Raw genomic sequence first — 13,977 nt, forward strand, 5'->3', positions numbered from 1 at the left:
GCCAAAGTGGTTTATTCTGTTCATTTAATACAAAATTTAAATAATGCTATAACTGTTGTTTTTTTCAATGAGAAAAAACGGCAGAAAGATTTCTGCCGTTTCATTTCGTTATTTATCTTTCATTTGCAGCAAAGAAACAAAATCATGCAAATTTGCTGGCTGTTCCAACTGCTGATTGCACCTTTGGCTATCACGGCAAATATAATTCCCGCGTTTCGTATATGTTCCATCGCCGTTGCTCTTGGTCAAAGAAAGAAACATCGACACATTTCCTTCATGCTGGCACAAGGGACAGATCCCTTTTTTGACCTCGGTTGACACATGACCGTGAAGTCCTGTAAATCCCTGCTCAGTGGCTATGATCATAAACTTGCTTTGACTACCGATATCATCCCAAGCAAGATAAGTGGTCTCTTTTAAATCAACGGAAGCAAAATCAGGTATTTTCAGTTTTTTTACTTTCCGAAACATTTTTTCAATTTGTTTTGTTGTCGGCACCTGAAAGGGTCGGACGTACTCTTTGAGTTCTGTTAACAGCTCATTGCTGCGACTGATCGTCATCCCCTGTTGAAAGAAAGCAGTTAAAATTTCACGTGGTGCTGTTTCTTCTTCAGGAAAAAAATGTTCTATGGCGTCTTTGGTCATCGTTTCAACCGTTTTGATCGTTCGAGGATCATTCACCGATTGATAGGTTCGAACTAATTGGTATACTTGATGTTTAATTGAATGAAATTGGTAAGGTTCGATCATAAAAAAGCCTTCTTTCTAATTTTCCGTTTCCTATTGCGGCTGTTCTACTTTCTTGACAGTCGTACACAATGCATAAATAAGCATTTGATGACCACCTCCCAATTTCTTTGCTTCTCTCTATGCGATCTTAATGGATTATAATGAGATGTTGAGCAATTGTCAACTGAGCAGTAGTCTCTTGACTCTTCATCCACTCTGGTTAACAAAAAAATGCCTCGTCTAGAAGACGAAGGCATCCGTGTTCAGTTATAATTTATCTTCAATTCCAGTATAATGCTTCAGCTGGTCTGCATCTCGACGATCGGCAGAAGAAATTTTATTGGCATCAGGATTTTCAGCTCGCAACAATTCTTCACTGCTGACATTTTCTGGGGTAGTTCGATCATTGCGGGCATCGCGCTCGTCATTTTGATCTTCTAATTCATTGACTCTTTTTTGATCGTGCTCTTTCTTGATCTGACCTTCGTGTGCTTGTTCTTTCCCAGAATGGGCAAGTTCTTCATTATTGGTCCACTCACCGATTTTTTCTTTAGCCTTGCCAACGATCACATCTTTTTCGTCTTTAAAAGTACCCATAGTTATCATCCCTCCTGTATAGTTTCATCATAACAAGCATTCTGAATTCTGACAAAAGATATGAATGCGATACCAAACAGTCAGCAAAATGTTTTTCTTTATGCTATAATATGAGCGATTATTTTCTGAATATTCTTACAACTGGAGGTGAAGAACCTGTTTAAGGTTCGACAATAGATGACAATCCTCGATTTCCAACAGGTTTCATTCGTTCGCGACAAGAACTATTTATTAAAAGCGATCAATTGGCAAGTGAAAAAAAATGAGCATTGGGTGATTTTAGGTCTGAATGGTGCTGGCAAAAGTTTATTACTCCAAATGATCACGGGAAGTTTATGGCCTTCTTCTGGTCAACGAACGGTCTTAGGTGAGCGTTACGGAAAAACGTCTGTGCCCGATCTTCAACGGCGCATTGGTTGGGTCAGTTCAGCGCTGCAAAGCAAGTTTTATGGTCGCGATCTTGCCGAAGAGATCGTTCTTTCGGGGCTTTATTCCAGTATTGGTCTTTATGAGTCCTATGAAGAAGAGCAGCTGATCCAAGCAAAAGCGCTTTTGACTGACTTAGGTTTGTCGCATTTGATCAATCGTTCCTATCACGTCCTTTCTCAAGGGGAAAAACAATTTGTCATGATCGCACGGGCCATGATGGCACAACCAGAGATCCTGATTTTGGACGAACCTTGTACGGGCCTTGATCTATTTGCGCGAGAAGAACTGCTAACCCGTCTGGAGGCTTTTTCACAACTGCCGAATACGCCGACTCTTCTTTACGTTACCCATCATACAGAAGAGCTACTACCGATTTTCACTCATTTGCTGATGTTAAAAAACGGCAAAGTCCACGCCGCTGGTCAACGAGAGACGATTTTTACTGAGGAGGTTCTCACCTCTTTTTATGATCAGCCGATCGTTCTTCACCCCTTTTCCAGCAATCGCGTGATCGTGACCCCAAAATAAATCAGGGCTGGTACTTTGATATTTAACCATTCATAAACGATCGTCTTACTTTCCAAACCAAACAGTTTCCGACATGTTTCAGCGCCAGTTGTTTTTTGGAAATGATAGGGCTAGGTTTGCTATTGAAAGATAAAATAGCAGGTTCCCTTTAGTGAAAGGGAACCTGCTGCCTTACCTATTTATTTATAGATGCGAGCCAATCATCGATCTGCTGATTGAGTTGGGCGATCGTTCCTTGATTATCAAAGACAATATCGGCCCGGTGTTTCTTTTTCTCAATTGACAGCTGACTGTCGATTCGTTGTTGCGCTTCTTGCTCATTCAACTGATTACGTGCCATCAACCGCTCTTTTTGAATGGCTTCTGGCACATAAACGACTGCGGTTTGATCCATGTATTGGTCATAGTCGGCTTCATAAAGCAAAGGAATGTCAACGATCAACAATGGCACTTCCTGTTTTTTTTCTTCGATCTGAGACAAAATCTCTTGTCGAATAAAAGGAGATAACGTCTGATTCAGCAAGCGGCGTTTTTCTGGATCGTTAAAAATCAAAGCACCGAGGGTTTGTCGATCTAGGTGCCCATCATCGGTCAAAATCTGCGGACCAAAGGCTTGCGTCACCGCCTGCAAGCCCTCCGTATTCGGTTCAACGACTTCTCTTGCGATGATATCGGCATCAATAATCGGTAAACCCAGTGATCGAAAATGCGCGACTGCAGTACTTTTTCCAGTGGCGATTCCCCCGGTGACGCCTAAAACAAAACTCATTTGTTGGACCTCACATGCAGTTTTTGACACTGAGGACAAAAATGCGTCCCCCGTTGGGCAACTTTGATCTTGACGATTGGTGTGCCACATCGGCCACAAGGATTGCCTGTCTGGCCATAGACATTTAATGACATTTGGAATTTCCCGGCTTCTCCTAGTGCATTGAGATAGGTTCGAATGGTAGTTCCGCCTGCTTCAACAGCTCGCTCTAAGACATCGATGATTGCTTCATGCAGCACATCTACTTCAGTTGGCATTAATGAATCCGCTGGTTGCTCTGGATGGATTTTTGCTTGCCACAGCGCCTCATCTACATAAATATTGCCCAAACCAGTAACGAGCTTTTGGTCAAGCAATAACGGTTTGATGGCTTTTTTCGAACGCTTCAATCCTTGTTCAAATGCTTCTAATAAAAACAATTCAGGCTTAGGTTCAGGACCTAATTGCATGATCCCTTTATAGGCTGCGCTTTGGTCTTTATCCACTAAGGTCATACGACCAAATTTTCTTACATCATGGTAATTTAACTGACTGCCATCTGTAAAATGGAAAATGACATGTGTATGTTTATCGACAATCGGGTCTGACTCAAAATACTCGTACTTGCCTTCCATTCGTAGATGAGAGATCAGATCATAATCTGTCAATTTAAAAATCAAAAATTTTCCACGTCGTTCAAATTTTTCAAAACGTTGCCCTTTCAAAAGTGTCGAAAAGATCGGTACTTCAGGACTTTCGATGATTCGCGGCCAAAGGATCTCAACCGATTCGATCGTTTTATTTAAAACAAGTTTTTCAAGTCCTTTGCGGACCGTTTCAACTTCTGGTAATTCCGGCACCTCTGTTCACCTCATTTATTTTGCATCGTACCATGTTTTGCCCCAATTGCTGTCTGTCAGTAAAGGGACATGCAATGCAACGGCTTGCTCCATCACTTCTTTCACCAAAGCGTCAAGACGAGGCAATTCAGATTCAGGTACTTCAAAGACTAGTTCATCGTGTACTTGCAGCAGCATCGTTGCTGCTAATTTTTCTTCTTTCAAACGTTTCGCCAAATCGATCATGGCAATCTTTAAGATATCCGCCGCACTGCCTTGAATCGGTGTATTGATGGCGGTTCTTTCAGCAAAAGTCCGAATATTGAAATTGCGCGAATTGATATCAGGTAGGTAACGACGGCGATGATACAAGGTTTCAACGTACCCTTTGTCCTTCGCCTCACGAACCACATCCTCCATATACGTTTTCACACCAGGATATTTTTCAAAATACGTATCGATGTATTGTTGGGCGGCTTTTCTGGTGATTCCTAGATTCTGTGATAATCCATAATCAGAAATACCATAAACGATACCGAAGTTGACCGCTTTGGCTTGACGACGCATATTTGGTGTCACATCTTCTGCTTTTTCGATACCAAAGACTCGCATCGCTGTACTTGAGTGGATATCCTGACCTTCGATAAAGGCTTCTTTCAAATGGGTATCATCTGAAATATGTGCCAACACCCGTAGTTCGATTTGAGAGTAGTCCGAGGAATAGATAACCCAATCAGTTTCTCGTGGCACAAAGGCTTCGCGGATCTTTCGACCTTCTTCTAAACGAATCGGAATGTTTTGTAAGTTTGGATCGACAGAACTTAAACGACCAGTTTGGGTCAAGGTTTGTACATATCGCGTATGGACTTTGCCATCTCCTTGGATCACTTTTAATAAGCCTTCTACATAGGTTGATTGGATCTTAGCGATTTGACGATAAGTCAAAATGTCTTCAACGATTGGTGCTTGCTCTTTTAGTTGTTCTAACACATCGACTGCGGTCGAATAGCCAGTTTTGGTTTTTTTGATAACTGGTAAGCCCATTTTTTCAAATAAAATCACACCCAGTTGTTTCGGCGAGTTTAAGTTGAAGGTTTCTCCAGCTTCGGCGTAGATTTTTTCTTCAATTTCATGCAACCGTTGTGCAAATTCGCCCTTCATCTGATGCAAGCGAGACGCATCAACTTTGATGCCGGTAATCTCCATCTCAGCTAAAATCATTGATAAAGGCAGTTCCATTTCTTCAAAGAGCGCTGTTTGATTTTTCGCTGCCAATTCTTCCGTAAGTTTTGGTGTTAGGTTTGTAATCGCCGCTACTTTACGGGCTAAATGAGCAAAGAAGTCTTCCTCATCCGCCGGCAGCCCTTTTTTCGCTCCTTTTCCATAAATCGCTTCATCCGATTGGATCGCATCATAGCCATAGTGAGCGGCAACACCTGCGATGTCATTATTCGTATCATTCGTGTCTAAAAGATAAGCTGCCAATAAAACATCAAAAGCGATTCCCTTTGGTGCTGTCGTGTACCGGTTTAACGCCACGTACGTGCGTTTGGCATCATAGACGAATTTTTTACGTTTCTCGTCTTTTAACCAATCGGTAAAGGCTGGACTTTCAAACAATTCTTCACGATTGCTGACATAAATTTTTTCTTGATTGCCCCAAGCAACACCGACAATGTCTTCCAAATGATAGTTATCCCCCATCATCTCGACATACAATGCTGTGTCTCCCTGGAACATATCTTCCGTTACTTCTTCAACGACCGAAAACAAAATGTCTTCCATCTCAACTGGTTCAGCTGTAATCTGCAGCTTATCTAAGAAGCTATTAAAGTTCATTTCTTGGTAGAATGGCACCAATTTCTCTAAATCTTTGCCTTCATATTTCAGTTTGTCGACATCGACCTCAATGGGCGCATCCACATCGATGGTTGCTAATTGTTTTGAAAGAAAGGCGATCTCACGGTCATTGATCAAGTTTTCTTTCATCTTGCTTTTTTTCATTTCATCGATGTGTTCATAGATTCCCTCAACGGAGCCATATTCCTTTAAAAGCTTAATGGCTGTCTTCTCACCAATTTTGGTGACGCCGGGAATATTATCGGAAGCATCGCCAGCTAGTCCTTTCATGTCGATGATTTGTAAGGGCGTTAGGCCGTCATATTTTTCAGCCACATGAGCGGGCGTATAACTTTCAATTTCGCTAACGCCTTTGACCGTAATGTCAACTTTCACGTGCTCCGTTGCCAGCTGGGTCAAATCGCGATCGCCAGATAAAACGACGACATCAAATAGCTCTTTATCGACTTTATTTGCCAATGTGCCAATGATATCATCGGCTTCATAGTTATCTAATTCGTAGTATTGAACACCTAACGCGTTGATCAATTCGCGAATGTAAGGCATTTGTTCTTTAAATTCCCCAGGGGTTTTTGAACGTCCACCTTTATAATCTTCATACATCGCTGTCCTGAAGGTGGTTTTTCCAGCATCAAAAGCCACTAAAACATGTGTTGGCTGTTCTTTTGCCATCACATTTTCAAACATAGTATGAAACGCATAGATGGCATTTGTGTGCAGCCCATTGGCATTTTTAAACCGTTCTAATGAATTATGCAACGCAAAAAACGCGCGAAAAGCCACACTATTCCCATCAACGAGTAGTAATTTATTTTTTGGCATTTGATTACTCCTTTTCTCAAAAAGTTCTTCTTTATTCTATCAAAGAACGGGCACAAAAGCGATGAATTGCTTTGTTTTCTCTCTCATTTTATACAAAAAAAAAGGCGAGTTTCCTCGCACTTTTTTTAGTTGTTTTTGCCAAAGATTCGCAATAACGCTAGGAATAAGTTGATGAAGTCTAAATACAGTTGTAATGCCATGAAAACGGCCACTCCTGTATTTGCGCCACCATTCGTTGCGAAGTATACATTGCGGATTTGCTGATTGTCATAAGCGGTGATTCCCATAAAGACAAAGACGGTCACGATCGATAAGAAAAAGTCAACCGGTTGACTGCGTAAAATAAATACATTCAAGAGCGTTGAGATGATGATCCCGATCAACAGACCATAGCCGATACGACCAACCACACTTAGATCACGTTTGGTCATGATCCCAAATGCTGACATGACACCAAAAGTGACGGCTGCTGAAACAAATGCTCCCACGATCGATCCAAAGTCATAGATCATCAATGTCACAGACAAGGTCAATCCATTCAAGAGCGAATAGACTAAAAAGCCAGCAACGGTCAAGGACGGATTTTTCTGCGCCTTCACCCCTAATACAATAACTAGAATGATCTGTAAGATCCAAAGACCGGTAAATCCTAGCGGAAAATTGTCGATAAATTGCAGGGTTTGCGCTTTGAAGACTTCCCCAAAAATATAGGCTGAAATCGCACTGATCGCAAGCCCAACGCCGAAGAATAAATACACTTTTGAATAAAAGCGATTTAAGCCTTGGGCTTGGACGGTTTCATTGTTTAAATTATTCATCTTGTTGTTCCTCCTCATTTACTGCTACTGCTTTTGGCGGCTGGACCATGACCACAGCATCTAAAATACGATGATCTTCTGTGTTGATCGCTTCAACCGAAATAGTTACCACGTCTTTCATTTTATCCACTTTGATCACTTCGAATTCAAAGGTCAATGTTTCATAATGATATACAGGTTCAATAAAGTTCACCGAAAAATTGACTACATGAGAGCCAGGACCAGGCAAATGTTTCGATACGGCACTGGTGATGATCCCCATCAACATGATGGATGGTACGATGGGACGCTGATACTCAGTATTTTGCGTGTAGTCATGTTGAATATACAAAGGGTTTGCATCATTAGTAAGTCCTAAATATAACAACAGTTGATTGTCTTCGATCGATTCTGTTAAGGATAACGAATCGCCTTCCTCGATATCTTCAATACTTTTCCCTATTTTTCGCGGTTTTCCTATATTCAAAATTTAATTCCTCCAAAAAGAATAGTTTCATCTGAGTATATTCTATCAGATGCCGACAAAAGTGCAAGTTCGCGGTGCTGCTTTTGCAAAAACTTCAGATGTAAAAAACTCTTGCAGCAAACACGCCACAAGAGTCTTTGATTACAATACGTTACGAGTTGTATTGCTTAGTAGTTTTTCATAGGCTGTTTCAAATTTTTGCACATCGCCTGCTCCCATAAAAATCACGACAGCATTTTGATGATCTAGTAGCGGAGAAACGTTCTCTTCTTTGATCACAGTTCCGCCTCTTTGAATTTTATTGCCCAGATCTTCAATTTTAACATCCCCTCGGGATTCACGAGCAGATCCAAAAATATCACATAGATACACATGGTCTGCAAGATCTAACGCTTCCGCAAATTCATCCATTAAAGCGATCGTACGGGTAAAGGTATGAGGTTGGAAGACAGCAATAATCTCTTTATCCGGATATTTTTGACGAGCGCCATCAATCGTTGCTTTGATTTCTGCAGGATGATGGGCGTAATCGTCTACGATCGTCATATCCGCTACGATTTTTTCGCTGAAGCGACGTTTCACTCCAGGGAATGAGAGCATCTCAGCGGCAACTTCTTTCATGTCCAATCCTTCTTTGTAAGCCACAGCGATCACACTGAGTGCGTTGTTGATGTTGTGTTGACCAAACGCTGGCAAGACAAAATGGCCAATGTTTTCACCATGGATAAAGACGTCGAACTCTGAACCTTGGGTGGTGCGTTCAATGTTTTTTGCTTGAACATCGTCGTTATCGTTGACGCCGTAATAGTAGATCGGGACATCTGCTTCAAGTTTACGCAGGTACTCGTCATCACCAAAAGCAAAAATGCCTTTTTTTACTTGACTTGCCATCGATTGAAAGGCTGAGAAGACATCGTCAATCGAGTGGAAATAGTCCGGATGATCAAAATCGATGTTGGTCATAATTGCATAGTCCGGTGAATAAGCTAAGAAATGACGGCGGTATTCACAAGCTTCAAACGAGAAGAATTCCGCATCGGGCTCTCCATGACCGGTACCATCGCCAATCAAGAAACTTGTTGGCCGGATGCCGCTTAAAACATGAGAAAGCAATCCTGTCGTACTGGTTTTTCCGTGAGAACCAGTCACAGCAATACTCGTATAGGGCTGAATGAATTGGCCAATAAAGTCATGATAACGAGTGACTTCTAAACCAAGTTCTTTGGCCCGTATGATTTCTTCGTGGGTGTCAGGGAAAGCATTCCCTTGGATAATGACCATTTCTGGTTGAATGTTTGCTTTATCGAAAGGCAACAATTTGATTGCTGCTTTTTCTAGATCACGTTGAGTGAAGAAATATTCTTCCACATCAGAGCCTTGTACTTGGTAGCCTTTTTCGTGCAGAATCAAAGCCAATGAACTCATACCGGAACCTTTGATTCCAACAAAATGATGTATTTTGTTTTGATTTTCCATTATTATAATCCTCTTTTCTCAAATCCGCGTCGTAAAAAAACGCGTGTATTGACAAATATCAGGTTGTCACACGACCTACATTATCATACAAAATGAAAAAAATAGCAACGAGTTTTATTTTTCGACTTGACTTTTCTCATCATTTCCTATTTCTAGCAAACGTCCACGACATTTTCCACAAACATATTTTTTGATATCCACACGCCGCTGCCGCCGAATCTCGCAGCCGCAATTTTGACATCGATAGCGATGTTTCGCTGTCCTTTTGGCAGGAGGTGCATACCGCAGGCCTCCCGTTTTTGCCAGCAATGCTTTAAAAGCAGGATCTTGGTGACGATGACCAAGACCTGCTAAATGCAAATGATAGTGACATAATTCATGCTTGATAATGCCGATAAAAACCTCCATCCCGTGTTCTGTGAGCATCACTGGATTGAAATCCAAGTGGTGATCACTTAGATGGTAACGGCCACCGGTTGTTTTTAAGCGAGAATTAAATACCGCTCGATGCGTAAATGGTTTATTGAAAACAGACAGCGAAAGCTCTTCCACCAAACGCTGCAATTCTTGTTGGGTCATTTAGCATTTCCTGGATCGATCATGGTTAAACTGATACGGCCTTTTTTGACATCTACTTGCTCGATCCAAACGGTTACGACATCACCAACGGAAACAACGTCTTTCGGATGTTTTACAAACGAACGGCTCAGCTTCGACAAATGAACCAGTCCATCTTGTTTGACACCGATATCGACGAAAGCACCAAAGTCGATCACATTTCGAACAGTTCCTTTCAATTCCATTCCCGGTTTTAGATCCTCCATACTCAACACATCTTTGCGCAATAATGGGGCTGGCATTTCATCCCGCATATCACGTCCTGGCTGCATTAACGCTTTTAAGATATCTGTGATGGTTTCTTTCCCGACAGACAATTTAGCAGAAAGTTCTGCTGGACGCATTTGCGCCAACTTCACTTTATTTTCTTCCGATTGTTCTTTCCCAAGCTCCGCTAGAGAAATATCCGCGAGCGCCAAAATTTCTTTGGCAGTGTCATAACTTTCTGGATGAATCCCGGTATTGTCCAAAATGACTTTTCCGCCAGGAATCCGCATAAAACCGATCGCCTGTTCATAGGCCTTTGGCCCTAAGCGAGGGACTTTTTTCAGTTGATTGCGCTGCGTAAATACCCCGTTTTCTTCTCGATAGGTCACGATATTTTGGGCAGTCGTTTTATTTAAGCCCGCCACGTGCTGTAAAAGTGCCGCACTTGCGGTATTGACATCAACGCCTACTTGGTTGACGACCGTTTCCACGACAAAATCCAATTGTTCGGCTAAGCGCTTTTGCGAAACGTCATGTTGGTATTGCCCGACGCCCACCGATTGTGGATCGATTTTAACTAATTCTGCCAAGGGATCTTGGAGACGGCGACCAATACTGATGGCACTTCGTTCTTCCACTTGCAGATCAGGGAATTCATGCCGGGCGATCGGACTGGCCGAATAAACAGAAGCGCCTGCCTCATTCACGATCACATAATATACCTCTTGATCGATCAATTTTAATTGTTCAGCGACGAATTGCTCTGACTCTCGACTCGCCGTCCCATTACCGATTGCGACCATTTCAACTTTATAGGTTTGCAATAAGCGACGAAACGCTGGTCCAGCCGCTTCTCGTTTATTCATCGGCGCCGGTTTATGGGGATAGATCACTTCGATCGCTAATACTTTTCCTGTCTCATCAACGACGGCCAATTTACAGCCCGTTCGATACGCTGGATCAAACCCTAAAACGACTTTCCCCTTCAACGGAGGCTGCAGCAGCAGATTGCGAAGATTTTCTCCAAAAATCGCAATTGCTTGTTCGTCGGCTTTTTCTGTCAACTCATTGCGGATCTCTCGTTCGATCGCTGGTAAGATAAAACGTTTCAAGGCGTCAGCAGCAGCAGTTTGGACAAAACTGGCTGCGGGTGAATCACTATTTGTGATCAATTTCCGACGTAGGTACTCCATGATTTTTTCTTCATCTGCCACAAGCGTTACCTTCAAAATGTCTTCTTTTTCTCCACGATTGGTGGCTAAAACCCGGTGGGAAACCATCTTATTGATAGGATGTTGGAAATCGTAATACATTTCATAAATGCCTTTTTCATCTTTTTCAGCATTTTTGACCGTGCTCTTATACAGTCCTTTGTTAGAATAATAGCTCCGAATCCAACTTCGAAATTCTGCAGTATCACCAACGCCTTCTGCAATGATCTCATGGGCGCCAGCCAAGACATCTTCTACAGTAGGGACAGCATCACTCATAAATTCGGTCGCTTTTTCTTGTACGTCACCTATTTTTGAGAAGCTTAACAGCCACTGAGCAAATGGTTCCAAGCCATTTTCTTTGGCGATCGTCGCTTTGGTGCGTCGTTTTTGTTTATAAGGACGATACAGGTCTTCGACGGCCTGCATTTTTGTCGCAGCTAAAATCGCCTGTGATAGTTCAGGCGTTAGCTTTTCTTGTTCTTCTATCAAGCGCAAAACTTCTTGCTTGCGTTTCTCTAGGTTTTCTAAGTACTGATACCGCTCTTCGATTTCTCGAATCTGAACTTCGTCAAGTCCATTCGTCATTTCTTTACGGTAGCGGGCAATAAACGGAACGGTATTTCCTTCTTGCAATAATTGTAACACCGTACTGATTTGTTTTTGGGTAAAAGAGGTTAGTTCTTGTTTCACTAAATCAAGTACCTCTTGATTCATTTCTGCCATTCGTTCTCACCTTTCCTTTGTTGCTTTTGCTATTTTAACATAAAAAAGTCAGCCATTGAGGAAACAAGAAGGCACGAAAGGAACATTGCTTCGGGGCTCTTGTAATGGCTGCTTTTCTCTTTTTAGAAAAGACTTTTAAAAGTCTGGTTGCCAAGGTCCTGCTAAATTTTGATATTCGATATCCTGAAGGACCCCTTTGTCATCAAAAATCACGCCATGCACCGATCCACCAAATACTGCCCCGCCATCGATGCCGATTTTGTCGTCTTGTTGCCAAAGATCCGTCGTCTGCATATCTCCATGCAGCATTGGCGTGATGGTATGACCAAAAACGATCGTTTTTCCTGTACGGTTTTTTCCTTTATGAAATGGCTCGCGAATCCAGATAAAATCGTGGTCGGCGGTCTTCCGCCAATCTTTTTTACTTAAATCCACGCCCGCATGGACAAAAAGATACTTCCCCCATTCGTAATAAAGCGGCCGCTCCATCAAAAACTCTATTAAGTCTCCATATCTACTTCGGATCATCAAGGCAATTTCCGTTGGCGAATACTCTTCAGTAGCTCCTGAATGTAAAAGACTTTCAATCGTTTCTTTGCCGCCATTGCGTACGTAGGCGGCGAACCAATCCTCTGGGGCATTTAGAAATTGCAGAAAATACTCTTCGTGATTGCCACGTAAATAAATCGCTTGATGTTCTTCAACTAATTTCTTTCCGAGCATTAAACACTCTTTGGACTTTGGTCCTCGGTCATTTAGATCACCAATCAAAAGCAACTGATGGATTTTCGGATCATATTCCGCAAGAAGACTTTTAAAAAGATCGGCCATTCCATGAATATCACTGATTGCATAAAGATAGTTTTGCATAGTCATTCCCTCCTTAAAGGCAATTGAGTCTCTTATTATCAATTTTAGCCCTTTGGCTGCAAAATGTCTTGCATTAAAATCAAAAAACAATCATTCGTCTTGAACGGTTCGACAGCATAGAGTCGGGTTCATAAAGACGAATGATTGATTACGATCGGTAAAACCTATTTTCCTGAAACAGCAAAATAATTGCCATCCGGATCGGCAAAATTGAAAACCAGCTGTTCTTCCATCTGAATCAATTCGCCGACTTCTGCTTCCATCTCTAAAAGTTTTTTATAGAGAGCTGTAATATCCTCAGCAAAAAACATGATCGATGGGGAATTTAATGCGACTTCAGGTGAGTGCGTTTCGATGAACTCACGGTCATATAAGACAAAATGAACCTCTGCCTCTTTTGAAGGAGCGATTTCGACGACGGATGTTCCATCGATCGTTTGCTGTTCAATGATCACAAAGCCTAATTCTTGCCAAAATTCGACAGCTTTCGTCACATCATCAACGTAGAGCATCACTTGCATTTGGTTGGAAAACAATGGAAATCCCTCCTATTTCAACTTATTTTTCTTCTTCGGTCGATTCTTGTGTGGGGTTCGAGTTGGTATTGAAGTTCAGTTGGAGTCCTGGTTTGTCGGTCACGATTTCTGTCACCTCATACGTCAGGCGTTTGACGATATCAAACAATGGCTCAACCAAACGATCAGTTTCAGCTTTTGTTAGATCTTCTCCAGAATTGACTTTACGATTCAAAATATGATTGACCTGTCCGACACGTCCTGACAAAACATAATCAGGGAACACTAATTGAAATTCTAGCCGGGCGCCAATAATACTGTTTTTTTCCATATATTCTTCATCTTTGACTTTTAACGGCGCAAAGCCGACATTCAATTTGGTTTCCATTTCTTTGTCTTTCGGTTTCATATCGAAATGATATGCTTCAACGATCGGTTGTTGTCTTTTTAATTCCACTAGATTCACACTCCTTATCTAAAAGTATAGCATAACCTTTTCTTTGAGCCTACTGTATTCT

Annotated in this window: 14 protein-coding genes; 1 reads left to right on the plus strand and 13 read right to left on the minus strand. The window is 41.9% G+C overall.

All coding sequences use genetic code 11. From position 1 onward, the window contains the following. Positions 1 to 108 precede the first annotated feature (108 nt). On the minus strand, positions 109 to 750 hold the full coding sequence (locus IGJ01_RS09040) for a FusB/FusC family EF-G-binding protein (protein WP_301389205.1): 642 nt from the start codon (positions 748 to 750) through the stop codon (positions 109 to 111). 246 nt (positions 751 to 996) lie between these two features. Next, on the minus strand, positions 997 to 1,326 hold the full coding sequence (locus IGJ01_RS09045; protein ID WP_008380072.1) for a hypothetical protein: 330 nt from the start codon (positions 1,324 to 1,326) through the stop codon (positions 997 to 999). Positions 1,327 to 1,503: 177 nt separating this feature from the next. Between IGJ01_RS09045 and IGJ01_RS09050 the strand changes: the two genes are divergently transcribed. Beyond that, entirely contained in the window at positions 1,504 to 2,283 is a 780-nt protein-coding gene (locus tag IGJ01_RS09050; RefSeq protein WP_016620074.1) for an ABC transporter ATP-binding protein, read from the plus strand. 175 nt (positions 2,284 to 2,458) lie between these two features. Here IGJ01_RS09050 and coaE read toward each other — a convergent pair whose 3' ends face one another. From coaE to IGJ01_RS09105, 11 genes are all read right to left on the minus strand, one after another. Next, positions 2,459 to 3,052 (minus strand): dephospho-CoA kinase, encoded by a 594-nt coding sequence (gene coaE / locus IGJ01_RS09055; protein ID WP_430600974.1) that lies wholly within the window; start codon positions 3,050 to 3,052, stop codon positions 2,459 to 2,461. Then, complete coding sequence (mutM, locus tag IGJ01_RS09060) at positions 3,049 to 3,891, minus strand: DNA-formamidopyrimidine glycosylase (protein ID WP_008380077.1); 843 nt, start codon at positions 3,889 to 3,891, stop codon at positions 3,049 to 3,051. The genes coaE and mutM overlap by 4 nt, the downstream gene beginning before the upstream one ends. A gap of 15 nt (positions 3,892 to 3,906) precedes the next feature. Next, positions 3,907 to 6,552, minus strand: a complete 2,646-nt coding sequence (gene polA, locus IGJ01_RS09065; protein WP_005235779.1) for a DNA polymerase I — start codon at positions 6,550 to 6,552, stop codon at positions 3,907 to 3,909. Between the two features lie 125 nt (positions 6,553 to 6,677). Next, the gene (locus IGJ01_RS09070; protein WP_005235771.1) at positions 6,678 to 7,370 is read right to left on the minus strand and encodes a Bax inhibitor-1/YccA family protein; all 693 of its coding nucleotides are present in this window, start codon (positions 7,368 to 7,370) and stop codon (positions 6,678 to 6,680) included. Then, entirely contained in the window at positions 7,363 to 7,836 is a 474-nt protein-coding gene (locus IGJ01_RS09075) for a MaoC family dehydratase (protein WP_005235769.1), read from the minus strand. Before IGJ01_RS09075 ends, IGJ01_RS09070 begins: the two co-directional genes overlap by 8 nt. 141 nt (positions 7,837 to 7,977) lie before the next feature. Beyond that, complete coding sequence (gene murC, locus IGJ01_RS09080; RefSeq protein ID WP_005235767.1) at positions 7,978 to 9,312, minus strand: UDP-N-acetylmuramate--L-alanine ligase; 1,335 nt, start codon at positions 9,310 to 9,312, stop codon at positions 7,978 to 7,980. 114 nt (positions 9,313 to 9,426) lie between these two features. Beyond that, positions 9,427 to 9,891, minus strand: coding sequence for a SprT family protein (locus IGJ01_RS09085; protein ID WP_008380085.1), 465 nt, complete (start codon positions 9,889 to 9,891; stop codon positions 9,427 to 9,429). Beyond that, a complete protein-coding gene (locus IGJ01_RS09090) occupies positions 9,888 to 12,074 on the minus strand; it encodes a Tex family protein (protein ID WP_430600975.1) in 2,187 nt (728 codons plus the stop codon). Before IGJ01_RS09090 ends, IGJ01_RS09085 begins: the two co-directional genes overlap by 4 nt. Positions 12,075 to 12,209: 135 nt before the next feature. Next, positions 12,210 to 12,944 (minus strand): metallophosphoesterase family protein, encoded by a 735-nt coding sequence (locus IGJ01_RS09095; protein ID WP_034878541.1) that lies wholly within the window; start codon positions 12,942 to 12,944, stop codon positions 12,210 to 12,212. A 164-nt stretch (positions 12,945 to 13,108) separates the two neighbouring features. After that, the gene (locus tag IGJ01_RS09100; RefSeq protein WP_005235761.1) at positions 13,109 to 13,480 is read right to left on the minus strand and encodes a VOC family protein; all 372 of its coding nucleotides are present in this window, start codon (positions 13,478 to 13,480) and stop codon (positions 13,109 to 13,111) included. 22 nt (positions 13,481 to 13,502) lie between these two features. Then, positions 13,503 to 13,916 carry a DUF1149 family protein gene (locus tag IGJ01_RS09105; RefSeq protein ID WP_008380094.1) on the minus strand — a complete coding sequence of 138 codons (414 nt, stop codon included), beginning with the start codon at positions 13,914 to 13,916 and terminating at the stop codon, positions 13,503 to 13,505. Positions 13,917 to 13,977 lie beyond the last annotated feature (61 nt).

It is taken from the genome of Enterococcus sp. AZ089 (assembly GCF_050547225.1).
Lineage (GTDB): Bacteria > Bacillota > Bacilli > Lactobacillales > Enterococcaceae > Enterococcus_D > Enterococcus_D entomosocium.